16 protein-coding genes, 1 tRNA gene, 2 pseudogenes and 1 other annotated feature are annotated in these 22892 nt (G+C 47.2%); of the genes and pseudogenes, 14 read left to right on the top strand and 5 right to left on the bottom strand.

Going from position 1 to position 22892, the window contains the following annotated elements; genetic code table 11:
- The first annotated feature begins 38 nt into the window (after nt 1-38).
- Both QUA16_RS18525 and QUA16_RS18520 read left to right on the top strand, forming a co-directional pair.
- A complete protein-coding gene (locus QUA16_RS18525) occupies nt 39-800 on the top strand; it encodes a DUF6920 family protein (protein WP_333106690.1) in 762 nt (253 codons plus the stop codon).
- A gap of 30 nt (nt 801-830) precedes the next feature.
- Nucleotides 831-1742, top strand: a complete 912-nt coding sequence (locus tag QUA16_RS18520) for a type II CAAX endopeptidase family protein (protein WP_333181291.1) — start codon at nt 831-833, stop codon at nt 1740-1742.
- 580 nt (nt 1743-2322) lie between these two features.
- Here the strand turns inward: QUA16_RS18520 and QUA16_RS18515 are convergent.
- Nucleotides 2323-3432, bottom strand: a complete 1110-nt coding sequence (locus tag QUA16_RS18515) for an alpha/beta hydrolase (RefSeq protein ID WP_333106684.1) — start codon at nt 3430-3432, stop codon at nt 2323-2325.
- Between the two features lie 247 nt (nt 3433-3679).
- Between QUA16_RS18515 and QUA16_RS18510 the strand changes: the two genes are divergently transcribed.
- From QUA16_RS18510 to QUA16_RS18495, 4 genes are all read left to right on the top strand, one after another.
- Nucleotides 3680-3868, top strand: coding sequence for a hypothetical protein (locus QUA16_RS18510; protein ID WP_333181290.1), 189 nt, complete (start codon nt 3680-3682; stop codon nt 3866-3868).
- Complete coding sequence (locus QUA16_RS18505) at nt 3805-8952, top strand: amino acid adenylation domain-containing protein (protein WP_333106681.1); 5148 nt, start codon at nt 3805-3807, stop codon at nt 8950-8952. Before QUA16_RS18510 ends, QUA16_RS18505 begins: the two co-directional genes overlap by 64 nt.
- Nucleotides 8953-9103: 151 nt before the next feature.
- The gene (locus QUA16_RS18500) at nt 9104-13153 is read left to right on the top strand and encodes an amino acid adenylation domain-containing protein (RefSeq protein WP_333106678.1); all 4050 of its coding nucleotides are present in this window, start codon (nt 9104-9106) and stop codon (nt 13151-13153) included.
- A 262-nt stretch (nt 13154-13415) separates the two neighbouring features.
- Nucleotides 13416-13676, top strand: coding sequence for a hypothetical protein (locus QUA16_RS18495; RefSeq protein ID WP_333106676.1), 261 nt, complete (start codon nt 13416-13418; stop codon nt 13674-13676).
- 131 nt (nt 13677-13807) lie between these two features.
- Here QUA16_RS18495 and QUA16_RS18490 read toward each other — a convergent pair whose 3' ends face one another.
- On the bottom strand, nt 13808-15220 hold the full coding sequence (locus QUA16_RS18490) for an inorganic phosphate transporter (RefSeq protein WP_333106674.1): 1413 nt from the start codon (nt 15218-15220) through the stop codon (nt 13808-13810).
- Nucleotides 15221-15642: 422 nt separating this feature from the next.
- Here QUA16_RS18490 and rplS point away from each other — a divergent pair, with 422 nt between their 5' ends.
- Both rplS and QUA16_RS18480 read left to right on the top strand, forming a co-directional pair.
- The gene (gene rplS / locus QUA16_RS18485) at nt 15643-16026 is read left to right on the top strand and encodes a 50S ribosomal protein L19 (protein WP_333106672.1); all 384 of its coding nucleotides are present in this window, start codon (nt 15643-15645) and stop codon (nt 16024-16026) included.
- A gap of 134 nt (nt 16027-16160) precedes the next feature.
- Nucleotides 16161-16233 (top strand) — tRNA-Trp (locus tag QUA16_RS18480).
- A 58-nt stretch (nt 16234-16291) separates the two neighbouring features.
- Here QUA16_RS18480 and QUA16_RS18475 read toward each other — a convergent pair.
- Nucleotides 16292-16486: a hypothetical protein gene (locus QUA16_RS18475; RefSeq protein ID WP_333106669.1), complete on the bottom strand. Its 195-nt coding sequence runs from the start codon at nt 16484-16486 to the stop codon at nt 16292-16294.
- A 78-nt stretch (nt 16487-16564) separates the two neighbouring features.
- Here QUA16_RS18475 and secE point away from each other — a divergent pair, with 78 nt between their 5' ends.
- From secE to rplL, 6 genes and pseudogenes are all read left to right on the top strand, one after another.
- Nucleotides 16565-16798 carry a preprotein translocase subunit SecE gene (gene secE, locus QUA16_RS18470; RefSeq protein ID WP_333106668.1) on the top strand — a complete coding sequence of 78 codons (234 nt, stop codon included), beginning with the start codon at nt 16565-16567 and terminating at the stop codon, nt 16796-16798.
- The gene (nusG, locus tag QUA16_RS18465; RefSeq protein ID WP_333106666.1) at nt 16795-17433 is read left to right on the top strand and encodes a transcription termination/antitermination protein NusG; all 639 of its coding nucleotides are present in this window, start codon (nt 16795-16797) and stop codon (nt 17431-17433) included. The genes secE and nusG overlap by 4 nt, the downstream gene beginning before the upstream one ends.
- 3 nt (nt 17434-17436) lie before the next feature.
- Nucleotides 17437-17862, top strand: a complete 426-nt coding sequence (rplK, locus tag QUA16_RS18460; protein ID WP_006635588.1) for a 50S ribosomal protein L11 — start codon at nt 17437-17439, stop codon at nt 17860-17862.
- A 231-nt stretch (nt 17863-18093) separates the two neighbouring features.
- Nucleotides 18094-18807 (top strand): 50S ribosomal protein L1, encoded by a 714-nt coding sequence (gene rplA, locus QUA16_RS18455; RefSeq protein WP_190663916.1) that lies wholly within the window; start codon nt 18094-18096, stop codon nt 18805-18807.
- A gap of 108 nt (nt 18808-18915) precedes the next feature.
- Nucleotides 18916-19088 (top strand) — a sequence feature (ribosomal protein L10 leader region).
- A gap of 29 nt (nt 19089-19117) precedes the next feature.
- A pseudogene (rplJ, locus tag QUA16_RS18450) lies at nt 19118-19648 on the top strand (50S ribosomal protein L10); the annotation flags it as partial.
- Between the two features lie 281 nt (nt 19649-19929).
- Nucleotides 19930-20319: a 50S ribosomal protein L7/L12 gene (rplL, locus tag QUA16_RS18445; RefSeq protein ID WP_333106664.1), complete on the top strand. Its 390-nt coding sequence runs from the start codon at nt 19930-19932 to the stop codon at nt 20317-20319.
- A 200-nt stretch (nt 20320-20519) separates the two neighbouring features.
- Here the strand turns inward: rplL and QUA16_RS18440 are convergent, their stop codons facing one another.
- Together QUA16_RS18440 and QUA16_RS18435 are read right to left on the bottom strand one after the other, a co-directional pair.
- Entirely contained in the window at nt 20520-22148 is a 1629-nt protein-coding gene (locus tag QUA16_RS18440) for an FAD-dependent oxidoreductase (RefSeq protein WP_333106704.1), read from the bottom strand.
- Between the two features lie 180 nt (nt 22149-22328).
- Nucleotides 22329-22892: pseudogene (locus QUA16_RS18435) on the bottom strand (CopG family transcriptional regulator); the annotation flags it as partial.

The raw sequence follows: 22892 nt of genomic DNA, 5'->3' as shown, positions 1-22892 counted from the left end.
TCGAAACAAACATCAAAATCAAAACACTGGAGGCAGTAATGACCAAACAAATTTCTCTTAATACGCTATGGAATTCAGCCACATCTCAGGAGCGTGTATTCCACTTAGATGACTTCACTCACTTGCCAGAAGCGGCCAGACGGTATCTCGACCATACGATCGCACCTGGAACAAAGCTCGCTTCTGCGGTTCGCTTGAAGATGCACGGCGAAATCAAACTGAAGAGTTGGATTCCATTCAAAGCCGAGCAAGTCATTTGCTGGGAACATGGACTGATTTGGAGTGCTACAGCATGGATGAATAGCTTCTTGCCAATTGTCGGCTCGGATCGCATCATCGACGGCATCGGTGCGATGCAGTGGAAGCTGTTGGGATTATTCCCTGTCATGACGGCGAGTGGTGCTGATATTACGCGGTCTTCTATTGGTCGCCTCCAATCAGAGTCAGTGTGTTTACCATCTGTGTTCTGTGGCGATGACGTTTTATGGACAAGCACAGAGTCATCGAATCTAGACTCCAATTTGCATTCCAGTTTTGTAGTGCAAGGCGAGCGAGCCGAACTAGATTTCACGATCGATCGAACAGGTCGTCTCAAGACCTTCAAGTTACCACGCTGGGGCTGTCTAGAAGGTGCTGAGTTTCATGATGTGGACTTCGGTGGAATTTTAGAGGAAGAGGGCACATTTTGCGGCTACACCATTCCAACTCGGCTACGGATTGGATGGTACTTTGGCTCCGATCGGTTTGAGTCGGAGGGCGAGTTTTTCCGAGCCACGATCGATGATGCAATCTATCGATAGAGCGATCTACGTCAAAGGAGAGAATGAAAAATGAGAAAATATCCGATTGCTTGGTTCTATATCTTGGCTTTTGGGATCTCATGGCTTGGCATGATATCAGTAGTCTTAGCCTCGCGAGGCATTGCCCCATTTAACCGTCCTTACTTCCAACTTCTTTCCATCTTTTATGCCATTGGCCCTGCACTTGCGGCTATGATTGTGTCACAGGTGACGCATGGTAAAACAGGGATTCGGGATTTGAACAAGGGACTAATCCGATGGCGGGTTAGCCTAATCTGGTACATCGTAGCGGTGCTGGGGTCTGCAATTTTGCTGATTGTGGCGCAAGCCGTAACGAAATTATTGGGCTTGACCGTAACTATCATAACGCCACCAGTCACTCTATCTCCCTATGTTATTTTCGGTTTGGGAGTAAATTTCCTCGCCAATACCTGCGAAGAAATTGGGTGGCGTGGCTTTGCATTACCACATTTGCAGAAACGATATAACGCTCTGATTGCTACTCTCATTGTGGGCATATTGTGGGGTTTATGGCATTTACCGCTTGTCTTTTTGGTAGGCCACCCGATGTCTGAGTTTCCTTTCGTCTGGTTTATCACCATCGTGGCAGATGCTTTTATATATACCTGGATTTACAACAGCACTAAAGGCAGTATTTTGCTAGTGGCGCTTTTTCATGGTTCGGGGAACCTGTGGGAACTATTTATAAGTAGTAGGACACAATTAATTACACAAAAATTTGGGCTACAAGCCTTGTCTAGTAAAGAATCAGCAAAAAATCAGTGTGTAATTAATTCTGTCCAATTACTTAACTGGGGTGTCCCCTGTCGCATACGCTCTTCTAAATTGTGTGGTGGCGATCACAGCGATCGCAGTATTTGGAAGAGCGCATCTCTCTCGCCGCCAGAGGGTTTGTGCGGACTAAAATGGGGTTGCAACTGAACTAAAATAATCCTGCAACGCTCGAACCCATAGGGCGGTGGCGGTGGCTCCAGCGATCGCGCTACTTTGACGGATGGCGCAACAACTGTCTCCCTCGTGTTTCAGTTTAATGCTGAAGGGGCGATCGCTACTTTTCGGGTTAATGAATCAACGATTAAACGAATTGGACGCTTGGGTGAAACTATCGGGGCGAGCGTGGAATATGGAGAGTGTTTCCTTTATCTTTTCTCTTCGCTGTGCTTATCTTATGCTTATCTTAATGGTCAACTTTCAGCTTGATGTATCTGCAAAAGTGAGATGCACCCGGCGTCCCGCCCGAAGGCGTGTATTTTCACAGCAGGCGGGACACCAGACAAGAATCATCATCAAATTGTGCAACGCCGAATTTTAAGGCCGGCACAGCCAGAACCTACAGGATTTTAACTCCATACGCTTGGGTTAACACGGTTAATTGCTCGCAGATCCCCCTAAATCCCCCTTAAAAAGGGGGACTTTGAATGCTCTTGTCCCCCCCTTATTAAGGGGGGCTAGGGGGGATCGGGCTTAACAGAACCTACAGGATTTTAGCTCACATTTTTAGTCACGAAATTTCAGTGCAGAATGCCCTGACAGCTTCGGCAAACTTTTGGTTATGCTCGATTAATGCCATGTGTCCTCCTTTCTGTATAGTAACTAGCTCTGCTTGAGGTAATTCTGTTTTCATTCGCAGGCTAGCTGGGGGGGTAGTGGCGATATCTGAATCGCCGCAGATCACCAACACAGGAATGTCAATTGATGGCAAAGTTTTTGTTTCGTCAAATTTGAGCATTCCCAGTGTGCCGCGAGCGAGAACGCCAGGAGAACCCAAGGCTGATAAGAAAGCTGAGAAATCTAATTGACCGCGCGTTTCAGTGCCTTTAAATCCTGATACTTCTACACTGATGTACAGTGAACCATTGAGATAGCTCAGCCAAGTCATCCCCCACATAATCGGTTCAAGAGCTATGGTGAGGTAGAGCAGAGGTTGAAGCAGCGGCTTTTGCAAAGCGCGTAATAAACCGCTAAAAATAGCGGTTTTGACGGGATTAGTATAAGTCGTATCTACCAGAATTAAACCAGCTACTCGACTACCGAGAAGTTCTGGAAAAAGCCGACTGAATGTTAGAGAAATCATGCCGCCCATGCTGTGTCCGAGTAGGATAACAGGTTTATTTCCTGCTATGGCAATGACGGCTTCGAGATCGCGGGCAAATTTTTCTAGGGAGTAGTCGCCGTTTTTTGGTCGAGTGGATTTTCCCAAACCTGGAAGATCCCAAACAATCACTCGGAAGCGATCGCTTAGTTGCCGTTTCGCGTAATACCAAACCATACTGTTCGGCCCCCAACCGTGGGAGAGGATAATCGGCTGTCCGTCCTCTGGGCCGTAGAATTCAACTTGTAAAATAGTGCCATCAGGCCTCTCTACCCGCTGAACCGTACCCGTCCGCGTCGGCTTGGGTTCGTCAGCACCGGGGCGGCGGAACAGCGGCAAACTGATAAAGCGACCGCCAACAGACCAAAGAACCATCAACACTCCGCTGACTAAGTAAGAAATCCCTACAAGTGCGCCGATGTACCATTCATAGAGAATGTATATACCTCCGCCAAGTACCCCGATCGACAGCAGTCCCACCAGCCATAGGAACAGGAAATTGAAGGGCATGAACGGCATAAGCTGAAACCTTGGGTAGAATTTGGGTTGCGAATTCAAACAGGATCATACTCAGGTTAGGCCAAAGTAAGCAAGTGGTAAGTTAAGCTCTTAATTTGTGCGCTGGTGGAATTTAATTTATTGATTTGCAAAAGTAATCATATCAATTCCGGCCTTACTGCCGGAATGATATCAAATCCGCGCTTCGATAGTCGGGCGTAAAGTCGAATCAAGCTGCCAACAAATAATTCGCGCAATTTTCATTTTTTTGACCCCTCCTTCTACAGTCATTAGTCAACAGTCAACAGTCAACAGTCAACAGTCAACAGTCAACAGTCAACAGTCAACAATGATTCCGGTGCAACCGGAATCGAGATCACAGGATGACTCAAAATGCCCGATCCAAAAATATCGAGTTCATCGCCAAATTCCAGAGATTCTGTCACGGTGGAGTTAGTTGAGTTTTTATCTTACCTTCGCAGTCTAGATATTAATATTTTTGTTGAGGGCGAGATCCTGCGCTGCAATGCTCCCGAAGGAATTATTACACCCGAACTGCGCGCCGAAATTTCTCAAAAAAAAGCCGAAATTATTTCATTTTTAAAAGCAGCTAATCGTACTTCTAGTTTCACTCCTACACCGATTGTTCCTATGGGGCGGGACGGAAATCTACCGCTTTCTTTTGCACAGCAGCGCTTGTGGTTTCTCGACCAATTAGTCCCGAACAATCCCTTCTATAATGTTCCCGCAGCCTTGCGTTTGACAGGTGCGCTCAATTTTGTGGCGCTGCAACAAACCTTCAATGAAATTGTGCGCCGCCACGAAGCTTTACGCACGACCTTAGCAGTAGTGTCGGGGCAACCCGTTCAGAGAATAGCTGCTGCTTTCCACCTCCCGATTAATGTAGTGGACTTGCGAAACTTGCCAAAGGAATCTCGACAAACTGAAGCAAACAGGCTCACGGCCCAGGAAGCTCAACGCTCTTTCAATTTGTCCAATGACTTGTTGCTGCGAGTCACATTATTGCAGTTAGATGATGCCGAATATTTACTAATGCTGAATATGCACCACATTGTCTCCGATGGTTGGTCTATCGGAGTGCTAATTCAGGAATTAGGCGCACTTTACACGGCCTTTGCTAGCGAAAGACCTTCGCCTTTACCGGCTTTGTCGATCCAGTACGCGGATTTTGCAAAATGGCAGCGCGAATGGCTGCAAGGGGAAGTTTTAGAAACGCAACTTGCTTACTGGCGGCAGCAGTTAAACGGCATTTCTATGTTAAATTTGCCTGCGGATCGCCCCAGACCAGCAATTCAAAGTTACCGAGGCAAAAGGCAATTTTTGCAACTGTCAAAACAACTGAGCGAGGCTTTAGAAACGTTGAGCCAGCGCGAAGGAGTGACGCTGTTTATGACAATGCTGGCAGCTTTTAAAACGTTGCTTTACCATTACGCGCAGCAAGAAGATATTGTTGTAGGTTCGCCGATCGCCAATCGCAACCGCAGTGAAATTGAAGCATTAATCGGTTTTTTTGTCAATAGTTTGGTGTTGCGTACAGATTTGTCGGGAAATCCAACTTTTCGGGAACTTTTAAACCGAGTCAAAGAGGTAGCATTAGGAGCTTACGCTCACCAAGATTTGCCGTTTGAGAAGTTAGTAGAAGAACTGCACCCCGATCGCGCGTTGAACCAAAATCCCTTATTTCAGGTGGCGTTTGCGCTGCAAAACGCGCCGGGGAATCAGTTAGAATTGCCAGAATTAACACTCAGCCCGCAGCAGTTAGATGTGGGTACAGCGCGGTTTGATTTGGAGTTTCATTTGTGGGAGCGATCGCCCAACAGTTCGGGAAGCAACCAATCGCCCAGCAATAAGCTGTGGGTTGATAGCTCCGAGGGCACCAGTGGCATGGTTATTTACAGCGCCGATTTATTTGATGAAGCTACGATTACCCGCATGATCGGGCATTTTCAAACGCTGTTAGAAAGCATTGTCACAAATCCCGAACAGCGCATAGCAAACTTGCCATATTTGAGCGCAAAAGAGCGCTATCATCTGTTAGTTGAATGCAACAACACTCAGGCGGATTATCCGCAAGATTTGTGCATCCATCAGCTCTTTGAACTACACGCCGAGCAAACACCGGATGCGGTAGCGCTGGTATTTGGAGAGGAGCGAGTCACCTATCGAGAGTTAAATCTCCGCAGCAACCAACTAGCACGTTATCTGCAAAAAATGGGGGTTGGGGCGGAAGTTTTAGTCGGGCTTTGCTGCGGGCGATCGCTCGATCTGATTGTGGGGATGTTGGGTATCCTGAAAGCGGGAGGAGCTTACTTAATTTTAGATCCGAGTTATCCTGCTGAGCGATCGAGCTTTATGCTAAAAGATGCTCAAGTGTCAGTATTGCTTACCCGCCAGGGAATTTATTCCCTGGTGGATGATGGCGAAGTGCAAAATTTAGAAACACAGTCAGTATTGCTTACCCGCCAGGGAATAAATTCCCTGTCTAATAGCGAAAGTCGTCTAAAGACGACTGAAGGAGGACAAGTTTCCAGTCGGCTTCAGCCGACTTCAGCTATGAGCCAGGGAATTTATTCCCTGGTGGATGATGGCGAAGTGCAAAATTTAGAAACACAGTCAGATGATAAAATTCACCATCCAAGGGTTGTTTTTCTAGACACTGACTGGGAGATGATTTCCCAAGAAATCGCAGACAATCCCACCAGCGCAGTCACAGTCGAAAATCTGGTTTACGCGATTTACACCTCCGGTTCCACGGGAAAGCCGAAAGGAGTGGAAATTGAGCACGGGAGCTTGTTAAATCTCGTTTTTTGGCATCAAAGAGAGTTTGGGGTGTCAGCGGGCGATCGAGCAACGCAAATTGCTGCGATCGGCTTTGATGCTTGCGGGTGGGAAATTTGGCCTTATCTCGCCGCGGGAGCTAGCATCTACTTTCCCGAAGATGACATCAGGCGAGATCCTGAAAAACTGCAAAGCTGGTTAGTATCAAAAGCAATTACAATTAGCTTTTTGCCAACACCTTTAGCCGAGAAAGTTTTGCTATTAGATTGGCCCCAAACAACAGCGTTGCGAATCTTGCTCGCAGGCGGCGAAAAACTGCAACAACATCCTTTAAAATCCCATCCATTTAAGCTAGTAAATAATTACGGCCCAACCGAGAACACCGTCGTCACAACTTCCGGTTATATTCCTGTAACAGAGCAAACAGACATCGCCCCGACAATTGGCCGCCCCATTGCTAACACTCAAATCTACATATTAGACAAATATTTGCAGCCCGTACCAATGGGGGTTGTTGGCGAATTGTACATCGGCGGAAACGGACTCGCTCGCGGCTACCTCAACCGCCCAGATTTAACCGCAGAACGATTTATTTCCAATCCTTTTAAACCCAATTCAGACACCATTCTCAATGACTTGTTTAGGAACAGGCAAGATGCCTGTTCCACAATAAAACACATCTCTTGTGGAACAGGCATCTTGCCTGTTCGAGATAATGGTGCAACATCTGAGTTTAAACCAAATTCAGGAGAGCGAATTTACAAAACCGGCGACTTAGTGCGCTACAGAGGCGATCGCAACCTTGAATTTTTAGGACGCATTGACGAACAAGTAAAAATTCGCGGTTTCCGCATCGAATTAGGAGAAATCGAGACAGTATTAACTCAACATCCGGCCGTGCAGCAAACTGTAGCAATAGCTTCGGAAGATGGACAGGGAGATAAACGTTTAGTAGCTTATATTGCCCTGAATCCTGAATATAGCGTTGCCCGCGAAAAAAGCCAAATAATGCAATTGCAAGATGAACAGGTTTTGCAGTGGCAAATGCTCTACAATGAAACTTACAATCAACCTGCTGTTGACTCAGATCCAACTTTTAATATTGTCGGCTGGAATAGCAGTTATACTAATCAGCCAATCCCAGCAGAACAGATGCGCGACTGGGCGAACAATCAAGCCGCCCAAATTTTAGCTTTGCAGCCTAGCCGAGTGTTAGAAATTGGCTGCGGCACAGGTTTGTTGCTGTTCCAAATTGCCTCTCGCTGCACTCAATATTACGCCACAGACTTTTCACCTATTTCGCTCAACTATATTCGGCAGCACTTGGCAAATCAAGAGTTAGCTAATGTAACGCTGCTTCAGAAAATGGCGACTGACTTTGAAGGAGTAGAGACAGCAGCTTTTGACGCAGTAATTCTCAACTCGGTCGTGCAATATTTCCCGACTATCGACTATCTCGTGCAGGTGCTAGAAGGTGCGGTGAAAGCAACTGCTCCCGGCGGCTTTATATTCATCGGAGATGTGCGCAGCTTGCCGTTGCTGGCAGCTTTTCACGCTTCGGTACAACTGTATCAAGCCGAACCTTCTCTCGCGGGCGAACAGTTGCAGCAGCGAGTACAAATGCAAATTTTTCAAGAAACAGAATTAGTTATTGAACCAGATTTTTTTAGCGCATTAAAGCACCGCTTTCCGCAGATTGGCGGCGTAGAGATTCAATTAAGTCGGGGTAGTTACCACAATGAGTTAACTGATTTTCGGTACAATGCTATTTTACATATTGCGTCTGAAATAGCAAGCCCCCAATCATCGCAAAAAGGGGAGCGGGGCGCAGAAAAGCGCCTGGATTGGTTGGATGAAAATCAGAAGCTGACTGTTACCAAGGTGCAACAAATATTATTGGAAAATCAACTCGATGTTTTAAGAATTTCTAATGTGCCTAATGCGCGGGTAACGGCAGCAGTTAAGGTGGCAGAGTTGCTGTCTGTTGTCGATAAATTTTCAACTGCAGGTCAGTTGCAGAAAGCTGTGGAAAAAGTCGAGGATTTAGGAGTAGATCCCGAAGCGTGGTATGCTTTGGGAGTTCCGTATAATGTTAATATTAGTTGGTCTAATTCCGACAGTCAAGGGCGCTACGATGTAGTGTTTGCACGGGGCGAAACTAGAGATTTTGTGCGCGAAACTAGAAGCGATAACTTGCGTCCTTGGCGCTCTTATGCTAACAATCCCTTACAAGCTAAAGCAGCGCGTAAATTAGTGCCACAGTTGCAGGCTTATCTAGCAGAAAAACTGCCGGAATATATGGTTCCGTCGGCTTTTGTGGTGCTGGAGTCGCTACCGGTGACGGCTAACGGAAAGGCCGATCGGCTCGCTTTGCCTGCACCGGAGCCGATTAAGTTGGAAGGGGCTGGCGGTTATGTTGCGCCTCAGACTTCTATTGAGGAAGTTTTAGTGAAAATTTGGGTTGAGGTTTTGGGGATAAAGCGAGTGGGTATCCGGGACAATTTCTTTGAATTGGGAGGCCATTCGCTGCTGGCGACTCAGCTTGTTTCTAGAGTGCGAGATGCTTTCGGGGTAGAGTTGCCTTTGCGCCGCGTTTTTGAAGCGCCGACAATTTCAGAATTATCTAAGATTGTTGAGAGTTTGAAAGATAAGAATGCTAAAAGTGATGCTCCGGCTTTAGTGCCGATTTCCCGCGATAGTCGGCGGCGGAAGCTATCATCTTTTAATGGACCTATTGCATGAATTTTTGATTGATAGAGCAACCGCAGATGAAGGGCAGATTAACGCTGATAAACGCAGATAATTTTAAGATGGTTTTTGGCTTGGGCAAGATGTTGAATCGAAAAAGTAAATGAAAAGGATGGCTGTTGAACAGGATGCAATTTAGATAAATATGCAGCAAGAAACAGAAGTTTTTGTATTTCCAGCATCGTTTGCTCAGCAGCGACTGTGGTTCCTCAATCAATTAGCACCGGGTAATCCTTTCTATAATGTTTCAACAGCGCTCCGCTTAACTGGTTCGCTCAACTTAAGATCTTTAGAGCAAACCTTTAATGAAATTGTGCAGCGGCACGAAACTTTACGCACCACTTTTACGCTTTTGGAAGGGGAACTCGTACAAATTATTGCTCCCATTTTAACCGTATCCCTCCCCACAATCGACTTACAAAATCTCTCGCCAACTCAGCAGGAAACCGCAGCGCTGCAACTCGCAACCGATGCAGCGCAATGCCCTTTCGATTTAGCCTCCGGGCCGTTATTCAAAGTAACGCTGTTACAACTCAGTGAAACAGAACATATATTGTTGCTGAATTTACATCATATTGTGGCTGATGGTTGGTCGATTGGAGTGCTAATTCGAGAGCTGGGAACGCTCTACACAGCATTTGTAAAAAATGGGATCTCGCACTTACCAGCACTGCCCGTGCAGTACGCCGACTTTGCAGAGTGGCAGCACCAATGGTTGCAGGGCGAAGTATTAGAAACCCAATTAGCTTATTGGCGGCAGCAGTTAAACGGAATTACCACACTCAATCTACCAACAGACAGGCAAAGACCAGCCGTTCCATCCTATCGAGGCGCTAAACAATTTATAACACTATCACCTGCTTTGAGCGAGGCGCTAAAGTCATTGAGCCAGCAAGAAAGCGCGACTTTATTTATCACTCTACTAGCTGCTTTTCAAACTTTGCTGTACCGCTATACAGGACAAGTAGATATTGCAGTAGGAACGCCGATCGCCAATCGCAACCTGAGCGAAATAGAAGCATTAATCGGTTTTTTTGTCAACAGTTTAGTGCTGCGTGCAGATTTATCAGGAAACCCAACTTTTCGGGAACTATTGCATCGGGTAAAAAACGTCGCAATGGCAGCCTACGCCCACCAAGATTTGCCCTTCGAGAAGTTGGTTGAGGAAATGCACCCCGATCGCGAGTTGAGCCGCAACCCCCTATTTCAACACAGTTTCAGCCTGCAAAACACTCCTATAGCAGCGCTAGAATTGCCGGGAATCGCTTTCGAGGCGATCGACTTTGACGCAGGAACCGCCAAGCTAGATTTAGAGTGCCACTTGTGGGAAAATGCAGGAAGTATTCAAGGGCAATTTATCTACAGCACAGATTTATTTGATAGCGGCACAATTGCGCGCATGGCGGGACATTTCCAAACGCTGCTCGAAGCCATTGTTGCCAATTCCAAACAGCACCTCAGCGACTTCGCTTTGCTGACAGCGCCAGAATACCAGCAATTATTAATCGATTGGAATGACACTCAGAGAGATTATCCGCAAAACCAGTGTTTCCATCAGCTATTTGAAGAGCAAGTCGCGCGATCCCCCCATGCTGTCGCCGCCGTCTTTGAAAACCAGCAGTTAACCTACCGCCAACTCAACAGCCGAGCCAATCAACTTGCACGTTACTTGCAGCAATTGGGAGCAGCACCAGAAGTTTTAGTGGGCCTTTGTGTAGAACGTTCCTTAGATGCGATCGTCGGATTGCTAGGCATTATCAAAGCAGGCGCAGCCTACCTGCCTTTAGATCCAACTTATCCTCAAGAGCGCCTTAACTTCATGTTAGAAGATGCTCAGGTGTCGATTTTGGTAACTCAGCAGCACTTAGCAAAAAACTTGACGCAGCCGGAAAATTACGGAGTTTTTTCTGTAGTGTGTTTGGACTCCGACAGAGAAATTATCGCCCGACAAAGACCAGAAAACCCAACTACAAATATCCTACCAAAAAACCTAGCCTACGTCATTTACACATCTGGTTCAACCGGAAAACCCAAAGGCGTTTTAATCGAACATCGGGGCCTCTACAACTTAGCCATAGCTCAAATAGAAGCATTTAACTTAAACTCAAATCACCGCATTTTGCAATTCGCCTCCATGAGTTTTGATGCCTCAATCTTTGAGATTGTCATGGCCTTAGGAACCGGAGCAACACTTTACTGTGCCAAGAAAGAATCTTTGTTGCCCGGACAAACATTAATCCAATTTTTGCAGGACAATGCTATTACCCACGCTACCCTCCCGCCCTCGCTGCTAGCTGTCCTTCCAAACGCCGAACTTCCCGCACTGCAAACAATCATTTGTGCTGGCGAATCCTGTTCCCCGGATATTGTTAAACGCTGGGCTTCCAGGCGCAGATTTTTTAACGCTTACGGCCCTACAGAAGCGACAGTCTGGTCAAGTTTGGCCGAAATTGGCGATTCCAAAAAACCGCCCATCGGCCGCCCAATAGCTAACACTCAACTCTATATTTTAGATAAAAATTTACAGCCTGTACCCGTTGGAATTCCCGGTGAATTGTACATCGGTGGCAGCGGATTAGCGCGAGGCTACCTGAACCGCCCCGAATTAACCGCCCAGCGATTTATTGCTAATCCGTTGAGCCAGAAAGCAGGAGAACGAATTTATAAAACTGGTGACTTAGCGCGCTATTTTCCCGACGGCAATATTGAGTTTTTAGGCCGCACTGACGAACAGGTAAAAATTCGCGGTTATCGAATAGAATTGGGCGAAATTGAAGCGCTGCTGGTTCAGCATCCAGCAGTCAAAGAAACAGCGGCGGTTGCTGTGGATGATTTGTCGGGCAACAAACGCCTAGTTGCTTATGTCGTCCCCAATCACAATCAGACGTTTAATTCCGGGGAAATACGCAATTTCCTCAAACAACAACTGCCCAATTACATGATTCCCAGTGCTTTTGTGGCGATGGATTTTCTGCCCCTAACTCCCAATGGCAAAATCGACCGCATGCGCCTACCTGCACCGGGGAATCTAACAAGCAATTCAATAGATCGAAGCTGCCTTGCACCTCGCACGCCAACCGAGTCAACCCTCGCCAAAATTTGGGGCACCATCCTCAACGCAGAGTGCGTTGGCATTCGCGATAACTTCTTCGATTTGGGTGGAGATTCCCTGCTGGCAATCCGCCTCATCAATGAGATTAACCAGCAATTTCAGCGCGAATTGCCGCTGTCTGCTCTTTTTTTAAATCCGACAATTGAAGGTTTAGCAGATTCGCTATCTTCAGAAACAAATTCTCTGGAATGGTCGCCTTTAGTAGCTATTAAGCCTCGCGGTAAAAATCCCCCGTTCTTCTGCGTTCATCCCATCTTTGGCGTCGTGTTTCCTTATGTCGAGTTAGCCTTTGGGCTAGGAGAAAATCAACCGTTTTATGGGCTGCAACCAAAGGGTATTGACGGCGAAAGTTCTCCGTTAACTAGCATTGAAGACATGGCGGCTGACTACATCGCAGCCTTGCGTACCGTTCAACCAAAAGGGCCTTATTTTTTAGGAGGTTGGTCTTTTGGAGGTTTGGTTGCTTTTGAGATGGCTCAACAGTTGCTCGCAGCGGGGGATGAAGTGGCTTTACTTGCTGTGCTGGATACTTTAGCGCCGGTTTCTGCTAACAAACCTTCTTTTTGGGACGGTTGCAAGTTTATTCTGACTACTGTTTCGCGCTCTATCTGGCCTTTTGTAGTTGATTATTTTCGCTTGGTGGCTGCTGCGGAAAATGTTCAAAGTGGCGGTATTGCTGCCAAATTTCCGAAATTAAATAAGATGCTTAATTGGGTAGCTAATTTTTTGCATCGCTGGAATTGGAAACAGGCTGTTATGGTTAGCATCCTATCTCAGGAGTCAAAAGAAAGAAGCTGGCGCGAGCTGGCAATTCCTTCGATGTTTACTGTATTTCAGGCTAATAGTCAAGCAACTCTCAGCTATGTACCGAAAATTTATCCGCAGCGAATTACTCTGTTTAGATCGAGGGAAAAGCTAAGCATGAATCATCATGATCCGACTCTTGGCTGGAGTGAATTAACGACGGAAAAAGTAGAGGTGATTAGAGTTCCTGGGAATCACCTGACTATGTTGAGAAAGCCCTGCGTCGAGGTGCTGGCTCAAAAGCTGAAGCATTGCTTGGAGGAGGAATTAATTGATTGAGCGGCCCGCGTGCTTGTGCATCGAAACCAGGTTTGATGTGCGAAATTTCTATTAGCCATCTCCAATAATTATTGTGGAACAGGCATCTTGCCTGTTCAAAGCTGGCTTTTCTGGAGATGTCTAAGCTGTCGCGCATTTAAATTGTATATTCAGGGCGGGCGGAACGCCCAACCCCTACTCCCCACAAGAGTTTGATTGTCCTTTAACATACAATTGAAATGCCGCAACAGCTTATTACCCTTGTAGTTAGGATGTCAAAAAATTGCGATCGCCCGAAGAACACTTTTTGCAACTAGAAATCATCATGCAGCGCCACGCCGCATCACTCGAAGCCGAAGTCAGAGCTTTGCAAGCCGCTGACGAAACCGCCCAGTGGCCCGCTGACTGGAAGCGTGGCTATAATTGGCGTTTCGCTAAAATTTTCGCTTCAGTGAAGATTTTTCGCAACTGGGCTGCAGATGCTGCGGCTTGGAAACTTTTGCCTTCGCGAGTTTATCCCAACCGAGGCAATCAGAAAGATTAGTCTGTTGACAGTGGACAGTAGGGGCGGGTTTTACCCACAATCTCGGTCTAAGACCAATCATATCGTAAACCCGCCCCCACCCAACAGTAAATCCCCATCTACCTCCAATTCTTCAATCTAAAATCTAAAATCTAAAATCTAAAATCGATTGATTGCGCGATGCTGAAGATGATAGCACCCAAACCTGCTGCGATCGGAATTGTCACCAGCCAAGCCGAACCAATTGACAGCAAAGTTTCCAAGCGTACTGTTTTCCAAGCTTTGATCAGCCCGACTCCGACGACTGCACCGACTAAAGCGTGGGATGTGGAAACTGGCAAACCGAAGCGGGATGCTAGCAAGACTGTGGTGGCTGTGGCTAATTCCGCGCAAAATCCGCCACTTGGTTGGAGTTCGATGATCTTTTCGCCGACTGTGGCAATTACATTTTTGCCCCAGATGGTTAAACCGATGACTATTCCTGCGCCTCCGAGGACTAAAATCCACAGGGGAACGCTGAAATCCTCTGAGGGAAAGGAACCTGTGCGCCGGATGTAGGCGATCGCAGCTAGGGGAGCAACTGCATTTCCTACGTCGTTGGAACCGTGGGAAAATGCTACAAAACAGGCGCTCAAGACTTGAAATCTCGCCATTTGTTGCTCGATGAGAGAGTGGCGGGGAGGGGGAGAGGGGGAGAGGGGGAGAGTGGGAGATTGGGAAAATATTCCCTCTTTCTTATTCCTTGCATCCGTTACATCCGTTACATCCGTTACAAAATCCGCTGCCGAACCCTCTTCCTTCTCAACTGATTCTAATTTGTTCCAGCTATTGAGTGTCAAGGCGATCGCCCCCATACTCCCGATGCCAATGACAATATCGTGAATTGGAAGATTCCAGCCAAATCGATCGTGCGCGGCGGCGATCGCCCCTGTCTGCACCAAAGCAACATCCACAACAGACGGCAGTACAATTATCCCAAATACGCTCAGCATTGCTGCACTCAGCCAAGGTATCCACTCGCGCATTTGAGATAGAGGATCTGGCCGATCAAGAATCGAATACTTCACCACACTGTAAAATAGTGCCGCTAAAGCACCGCTGGCAACAGGTGTCGCCACCCAAGTTAGGGAGATGGTGCCGATGGTTCGCCAATCAACTGCATTAATTCCGGCTGCAACACAGCTAAAACCCGCGATCGCGCCCACCACTGCATGGGATGAAGAAACCGGCAAACCTCGACTGGTAGCGATTTGCAGCCATATCCCGCAAGCTATCAGCACTGACACCATCCCGATTAAAAATACTTGCGGTTTGGCCGCGAACACTTGTGCATTCACAACTCCTGTTGCGAGAGTTTCGGAAACTCCTTGCCCGAACAGCACTGCGCCGGAAAATTCCAGTATGCCTGCAACAATTATTGCCTGCCGCAGCGTTAGCGCCTTCGAGCCTACGGATGTCCCCATCGAGTTAGCGACATCGTTGGCCCCCAAGTTGGCGGCGACGTACAACGCGAGTGCGGCCATTGCCCCTAGTTGCAGAAATACGACCCCAGAGGTATTTAACATAGAAGTTTTTTGACATAAAACTGGTAGTTCGATATATGATAAGGGATTGTCAGTAACCCAGGTCTAAAAGAGATGGGGCTTGCAAGAGCAATTCCCGCAAGCCGTACTGACCAGCCAAGCGTCTTAACTGACTACGTTTTTTGAGTCACGACACCTGGAAATGCGTAGCTAGTTTCCTGCTCTGTCATTTGCAATTAAACAGTCTTAAGGTCACTGAGACAGTGTTGCAAGTCTAAAAAGCTCACTAAACATTGGCGAAGCTAACATTACTGGAATGGCAAGGCGCTCCCGGCAATACAGGGATTAGACAAGTACCATTCCTCTACTTGTCTAGCCCCGAAAGGGGTAGGCGGTTTAAACCGCTCGTGTCGTTTCCCTCTCAGGGCTCAAGCCACTGAGTGTCCCACTTACCGAGTTTTTTTATGAAAGGCGCAGAAATAATCCGTTCTATCGAAACGGCAGAAATAGATAGAGTCAAGCAAGAACTCAATAAACAACTTCCCGAAATTTACGTCGGCGACACAGTGCGAGTCGGCGTAAGAATTAAAGAGGGTAACAAAGAACGGGTTCAGCCCTACGAAGGGACTGTGATTGCCATGCGTAACGGCGGGATTAATGAAACAATCACCGTCCGCCGCGTGTTTCAGGGCGTCGGCGTGGAACGGGTGTTTTTGATTCACTCGCCCCGCATCGCGACGATCCAAGTGATGCGCCGCGGGAAAGTCCGCAGAGCAAAACTTTACTACCTGCGCGATCGGGTGGGCAAAGCTACTCGCGTCAAACAGCGGTTCGATCGCTCCCTGTAGGAATGCACCCAGCTTCCCCTTGGTTCATGGTTCATGGGAAATTTAAAAAATTTAAAAAAAAGTTTCCCATTTACGAGCGCACTGTGTTAAAATAGAAATCTAGAGGTTAAGCGAATTTCAGCAACCTCACCTGTGCGCTCTTAGTTCAGTTGGTAGAACGCAGGTCTCCAAAACCTGATGTCGGGGGTTCAAGTCCTCCAGGGCGCGCTGAATCACCAAACTTTAAATTCTGCCCGAAAGCGCCCGGATTATTGGCTGGCAACAGTCAAAACCGCAAACTTTCGGGTAGAATTAATTTTTGTGGGCGGTTCGCAAAAAATGCCATCAACAAATCCTCGGTGTCGCTTCTCGATCGTCGGTTTCGGCGATCGGCATTTACGCCGTTGATTGGTTGGGCTTGTAAAAAAGTCGTGGCTTTAGATTTGAGATTTGGGACTTGGGCGTAAGTGGTTAGTGTCACAAAATCTGAGAGCCGCGGGCCACTCACACCATCTAAAATCTAAAATCTAAAATCTAAAATCGCAAGGGGGATTGAATCGTGGCGAAAAAAGACGAAGCTCAAGAAACTCAAGAAATGACGGCGCCTGGGTTTAATCCTGCGGGTTTTTTTAAGGAAACTAGAGAAGAACTCGACAAAGTGGTTTGGCCCAGCAGGCAGCAGCTAATCAGCGAGTCTTTGGCCGTGCTTTTGATGGTAATCCTCTCAGCAAGCCTGATCTATTTGGTGGATAACTTCTTTAACTGGGGCGCGGGAAAGGTGTTTGGGCCATGACTTTTGCATCAGAAGAATCTGAGTATTCCACAGAAGCGACGGGACAGGGAGCATCGCCAGATGTGCCGGAGATTGATGCTCGCTGGTATGCTGTTCAAGTTGCCTCTGGCTGCGAGAAGCGGGTGAAGGCAAACTTGGATCAGCGGATTCAAACTTTGGATGTTGCCGATCGCATCGTTCAAGTAGAAATTCCGCAAACTCCGGCGATCAAAGTCGGCAAAGACGGTTCCAGGCGGCAGTCAGATGAAAAAATCTTTCCCGGCTACGTACTCATCCGTATGTTTATGGACGAGGATACGTGGCAGGTGATCAAGAATACCCCGAATGTAATTAATTTTGTCGGGGCAGAGCAGAAACGCCGCTACGGGCGCGGCAGGGGTCACGTCAAACCGCTACCTCTGAGTCATTCGGAAGTAGAACGGATCTTCAGAAACGCTCAGGAATCAGAACCAGTTGTCAAAGTATCGATGTCTACTGGAGACCACGTTGTGGTACTTTCCGGGCCGTTTAAGGATTTTGAAGGTGATGTGATTGAAGTTAGCCCGGAACGAAACAAGCTCAAAGTTTTACTCTCGATTTTTGGGCGCGATACGCCTGTAGAATTGGAGTTCAATCAGGTTCAGAAACAGAACTAACTAATGGCAAAGAAAGTTGTTGCAGTAATTAAGTTGGCGATTACGGCGGGAAAAGCCAACCCAGCTCCTCCGATCGGCCCAGCTCTGGGTCAGCACGGCGTCAATATTATGATGTTTTGCAAGGAGTACAATGCTAGAACCGCAGACCAAGCGGGTCTGGTGGTTCCGGTAGAAATTTCGGTTTTTGAAGACCGCAGTTTTACGTTTATTCTCAAAACTCCGCCGGCGTCGGTTTTGATTCAAAAAGCCGCTGGCATTGCTAAGGGTTCGGGAGAACCTAATCGCAAGCAAGTAGGGACGATTACACAGGCTCAGTTACGAGAAATCGCTGAAACCAAAATGCCTGACCTCAATGCTAATGATGTTGAGGCTGCTATGAAAATTGTGGCAGGAACGGCTAAAAATATGGGCGTGGCGATCGCTGATTAAAGTCAGTTGTCAGTTGGCAGTTGACAGTTGGCAGTTGTCAGTAATTCAGGATTTTGAAGGTAAAATCTTCAATCCAAAATCCCAAATCCTTGCATCCAAAATCGATCGGTTCAGGGGGAGAAGCAAAGCTTCGCTAGTAACCGAAAACGGGTAGATTTTAAGATTGTCCGATAGGTTCAATCTAAAATCTAAAATCTAAAATCTAAAATCGACTGACCCCAGGAGATAACAATGGCAAAGAAAGTATCGCGAAGACTGCAAGAACTTCAAAAGAAAGTTGAAGACAGACCTTATCTACCGCTGGAAGCTCTGCAACTTTTGAAAGAAACAGCAACCGCTAAGTTTGGCGAAGCTGCTGAAGCTCACATCCGTTTGGGAATTGACCCGAAATATACTGACCAACAGTTGCGGACAACTGTATCGCTACCAAAAGGAACTGGTCAAGTAGTCAGAATTGCGGTGATTGCTAAGGGCGAAAAAGTTAAAGAAGCTCTGAATGCCGGCGCGGATATTGCTGGTTCTGAAGAGTTGATCGATGAAATTCAGAAGGGCATGATGGACTTCGACTGCCTGATTGCTACCCCAGACGTGATGCCGTTGGTGGCAAAATTGGGTCGGTTGTTGGGCCCGCGCGGTTTGATGCCTTCTCCGAAAGGTGGCACGGTGACGACTGACATTGCTCAGGCGATCAACGAGTTTAAAGGTGGTAAACTAGAATTCCGTGCCGATCGAACTGGCATCGTTCATGTTATGTTTGGCAAGGCAGCTTTCTCAGCGGAAGATTTGCTCGTCAACCTTCATGCTTTGCAAGAAACAGTTGACCGCAACCGTCCTTCTGGTGCTAAAGGTCGCTACTGGCGCAGTTTGTACGTATCCGCAACAATGGGCCCGTCGATCGAAGTCGATATCAGTGCTCTGCGCGATACCAAACTTGATGCTGCGTAGAAAGAATTAAGCAGAAGGCAGAAGGTAAAAGACAGCTTCGGCTGTCTGTGTAAATCTCTCACAAGATTTGCGTCATAGCCTTGCTATGTCTGCCTTCTCGTGATAGCCTAATCAAAAATCAATAAGCTGAAGACCGCAGGTGCCGATCGCTTAATTTCCTGCCGAGGCTGAAGAAATAAAAACTCAAGATTCAAAGATTAAAAATTTTCTATTTTTAATTCGGACTTGTTAATTTTTAATTCTCTGCCCCGGCTCTAAGGTCGGGGTTTTTGGTGGGCAGTTTTCGATCCTAAAAGGAGGTGAAATAAGTATGGGCAAAAGTTTAGCAGTAAAAAATGAGATTATTGCAGACCTCAAGCAAACCTTGAGCGAATCTCAACTGGCGATCGTGATTGACTACACGGGCTTAACTGTTGCTGAAATCACAGATTTGCGTCGGCGTTTGCGTCCGAAAGGCAGCAGTTGCCAAGTGGCCAAAAACACGCTGATGCGAATTGCGGTTGAAGGCAACGAAACCTGGCAGCCGATACAGGAATTGCTGACCGGTACGTCGGCGTTTCTGTTCGTGCAAGAAGATATTGGCGGCGCGATTAAAGCTTACCAAGAATTCCAAAAAGTCTCTAAGAAGACAGAACTTCGCGGCGGCGTGATGGAAGGACGGGTACTGAAAGAAGCTGATGTTAAAGCATTAGCCGATCTGCCGTCGAAAGAACAACTCATGGCTCAAATTGCTGGCGCTATCAACGGTGTCGCAACCAAGTTGGCTGTGGGTATCAATCAAGTTCCTACTTCGATCGCTCGCGGTCTTAAGGCTTATGCTGAAAAAGACGGCGATTTAGCAGAAGTAGAAGCAGAAGCAGCAGCACAACCTGAAGCAGAAGCAGCAGCACAACCTGAAGCAGAAGCAGCAGCGCAACCTGAAGCAGAAGCAGCAGCACAACCTGAAGCAGAAGCACCAGCAGAAGCAGACAGCACATCTGCGTAAGTCATTAGTAATTAGTCACGAGTCAAGAGTCGTTAGTTTTGAGAAACAAACTGATCACTGGAGACGAGAAACTAATAATTAATGAGCAATCGAAAGTCTCAAATTCCAAATCTACAATCGAACTAGGAGTTCAAAAAATGTCTACAGCAACTGATGAAATCTTGGATAAACTTAAGTCTCTGACTTTGCTCGAAGCTTCTGAATTGGTCAAGCAAATTGAAGAAGCTTTCGGCGTCAGCGCTGCTGCTCCTGTAGGCGGCATGATGATGATGGGCGGCCCTGCTGCTGCCGCTGCTGAACCCGAAGAAGTACAAACTGAGTTCAGCGTGATTCTTGAAGAAGTTCCTGCTGACAAGAAAATCGCAATTCTGAAAGAAGTCCGCGCTATTACCGGTCTGGGTCTGAAGGAAGCGAAAGACTTGGTAGAAGCCGCACCGAAGGCAGTTAAGGAAGCTATTGCTAAGGAAGCTGCTGAAGAAATGAAGAAACAGCTTGAAGCTGTGGGCGCAAAGATTGCTATCAAGTAGTCAGAGAATGTAGTTGATATCAATTCGGGTGACACCGGAATGATTGTTGACTGTTGACTGTTAACTGTTAACTGTTGACTGTTGACTGTTAACTGTTAACTATTAACTGTTAACTATTCCTTAAAATTAATCGCGCGATAGTTACATCTCTCGCGCGATTAATTATTGTTGGCGTAGGGAAACGGCATGGCCGTTTCCTCTTAGATTTTAGAGGTGGCTTCCATTTGTCGCACTACTGTTAAAGCAGAATAGGAAACACCGGCAGTACCTTCTCCGGGATGGGTGGAGTCGCCCACTAACCACAAATTTTTAATTGGTGTGCGGTTGGCAAATCCGAAGGGGCCGAAAGTTGGTATTCGCTGACCGATGCCACCCACAACGCCTCTATCTCTCGCTGTATAGCGGGCAAAGGTGCGGGGTGTAGCGGCTTCTTGGTGTACGATCGACTCTGGCGTCAAATTGAAATATTCGCTCAAACGGGCGATCGCCCCTGCCGTATATTTTTGCTTCAATCCTTCATAATCAACCGAATTCCACCACATTCGAGTATCAGTAAATGACGAAGCGATAATTGTCGCCATTCCCTCCGGTGCTCGCCCATCACCCGGATGACTGACTGAAACAAATAATGAATTATTCTCCCCAATCTCGCCGTCGTAATCGTAGAGAAACTGAAGGTGCGGCGGACAATTTGCCGGAATTGCACTTTCATGCACTCCCAAATATATCACAAATGCGCCGGATGCCGGCGGCAATTTATCAACTCGATATTTGTAGCCAGCCATTTGATTTGGGAGTTGGTTTGTTGTCTCTGAAGTCTCGGATTTAACCGATAAATTCTCTGTTAAATTATCTGTTAACTTTTCGACAATCGGCTCGCTTGACAACAATTTTACTAGATTTTGCGCTGTGACGTTGGCAACAATGCGATCGGCAGTTTCTGTCCAAACTTCGCCTGTTTTTTGATTGCGAATCACTGTACCGGTGGCTTTGCCGTTGGCGGTGACAATACTTTCAACTGTGTGCCGCAACAGGACTTTGCCGCCGTCTCGTTCGATCGCCTCTACCAGTCGATCGCTCAATACCTGCATACTTCCTTCTAGATGATACAATCCCTGCGGCGCTTGCGAAACTCCTAAAGCCGTCGCCGCGTAAAGCAGCGCCGTTTCTTCGGTATCAACTTGAGAATACAATTTTAACTGCAAATCCAGAAAAGTTTTCAAGCGCAAATTGTCGCCCAACCCACAAAGCCGCAAAGCATCTCCCACTGTCATAAAAGTGAAAGGCAAAGTAATTAGAGTATCGGGGCGAACTGCTTGAATTAATTGCCAGAAATCCCAGAAGTTTCTGGGGGGTAAAACTGGATCGCGCCCTTGAAAGTTCCAGCTAGCTTTGAACAATGCAGACAATAATTGCCAAAAAGGTTCGCTTCCAGGAAACTGCCGCTGCCTTTCTTCCTGCCACTTTTGCGGATCTCGCCACACGCTAATCGGTGCGGTTTCTCCCGGCAAAAACACCGCACAAGCCGGATCGCAGGGTGTCGCGGCGGGAAGTTCTATGTCTAATTCTGAGAAAATTCGGTGGTGAATGCCTCCGGGTTCCAATCCTGCAACCTGCGTGGCGCCGACATCGAAGGTAAAGCCTTTGCGTTTGAAGGTGGAAGCGCATCCGCCGGGGACGATCGCCTGTTCTAAGACTAGCACTTTGTATCCTCTGCGGGCTAGCAGGGCGGCTGCTGTCAGCCCGCCGATTCCGCCTCCAATTACCGTGACGCGGCCCTTAGTGTCTGTGGGACTGGGTTTGCCTAAAGGGGTGCGATCGCCTGTCATAAATTTATTTATTGTAATATTTCTTAATAGTATGCTCATATTTTGCAATAAAAAGCTCTTGTAGCGACAGGTTGAAATCTATCGCTACAAGAGGAAGGAGGCCGAGTTTAGAGGACGTTTTAGGGGTAAAGTGCTCCAGGCGAACCCGGAGCGTTAGACAGTGCCGTGTTGATTAGAGAATCACTGACGGCGCCACTTGTTGAGATAAGCTTCGCCAATCCCAGCCACAGCCTGCATTTGACCTAGCTGTTCCCGTAAAGCTTTGATGGTTCTTAGCTGTTCTTGAGACTGTTGCTGCAAAGCGTCGTAATTCCGCTGTATCGCCGCACTCTGGTTCAATTGATTTTCTAGAGAGTGCAACTTGGTTAGTTGAACTTGGAATTCGCCGATCGCACTTGACTTTTCTGCTAACTCGTGCTGCAAAGATTCGTAACTCGACTTCGACACGGTTTGCTGCAATTGGCTTTCGAGATTTTGCTTTTCGGTGGCGAATTGCTGCTGCAAAGATTCCAAAGCACTGGATTTTTCAGCGATTTGGTGCTGCAAAGATTCCAGAGCACTGGATTTTTCAGCGATTTGGTGTACAAAGTCGTGTTCCCGGTGTTCTTTTTCAGCGATTTGGTGCTGCAAAGATTCCAGAGCACTGGATTTTTCGGCTAGCTGTTGCACAAAGTCGTGTTCCCGGTGTTCTTTTTCAGCGATTTGGTGCTGCAAAGATTCCAGAGCACTGGATTTTTCGGCTAG

The organism is Microcoleus sp. S13_C3, from assembly GCF_036700905.1.
Lineage (GTDB): Bacteria > Cyanobacteriota > Cyanobacteriia > Cyanobacteriales > Microcoleaceae > Microcoleus.
Note: the sequence above shows the minus strand (reverse complement) of the source record. Positions and strands in the feature narration are given on the sequence as shown.

Bases quoted from the DNA above. Each gene is read 5' to 3' on its own strand.
- QUA16_RS18525 (WP_333106690.1), top strand. From the start codon at position 39: ATGACCAAACAAATTTCTCTTAATACGCTATGGAATTCAGCCACATCT.
- QUA16_RS18520 (WP_333181291.1), top strand. From the start codon at position 831: ATGAGAAAATATCCGATTGCTTGGTTCTATATCTTGGCTTTTGGGATC.
- QUA16_RS18515 (WP_333106684.1), bottom strand. From the start codon at position 3,432: ATGCCGTTCATGCCCTTCAATTTCCTGTTCCTATGGCTGGTGGGACTG.
- QUA16_RS18505 (WP_333106681.1), top strand. From the start codon at position 3,805: ATGCCCGATCCAAAAATATCGAGTTCATCGCCAAATTCCAGAGATTCT.
- QUA16_RS18500 (WP_333106678.1), top strand. From the start codon at position 9,104: ATGCAGCAAGAAACAGAAGTTTTTGTATTTCCAGCATCGTTTGCTCAG.
- QUA16_RS18490 (WP_333106674.1), bottom strand. From the start codon at position 15,220: ATGTTAAATACCTCTGGGGTCGTATTTCTGCAACTAGGGGCAATGGCC.
- rplS (WP_333106672.1), top strand. From the start codon at position 15,643: ATGAAAGGCGCAGAAATAATCCGTTCTATCGAAACGGCAGAAATAGAT.
- nusG (WP_333106666.1), top strand. From the start codon at position 16,795: ATGACTTTTGCATCAGAAGAATCTGAGTATTCCACAGAAGCGACGGGA.
- rplK (WP_006635588.1), top strand. From the start codon at position 17,437: ATGGCAAAGAAAGTTGTTGCAGTAATTAAGTTGGCGATTACGGCGGGA.
- rplA (WP_190663916.1), top strand. From the start codon at position 18,094: ATGGCAAAGAAAGTATCGCGAAGACTGCAAGAACTTCAAAAGAAAGTT.
- rplL (WP_333106664.1), top strand. From the start codon at position 19,930: ATGTCTACAGCAACTGATGAAATCTTGGATAAACTTAAGTCTCTGACT.
- QUA16_RS18440 (WP_333106704.1), bottom strand. From the start codon at position 22,148: ATGACAGGCGATCGCACCCCTTTAGGCAAACCCAGTCCCACAGACACT.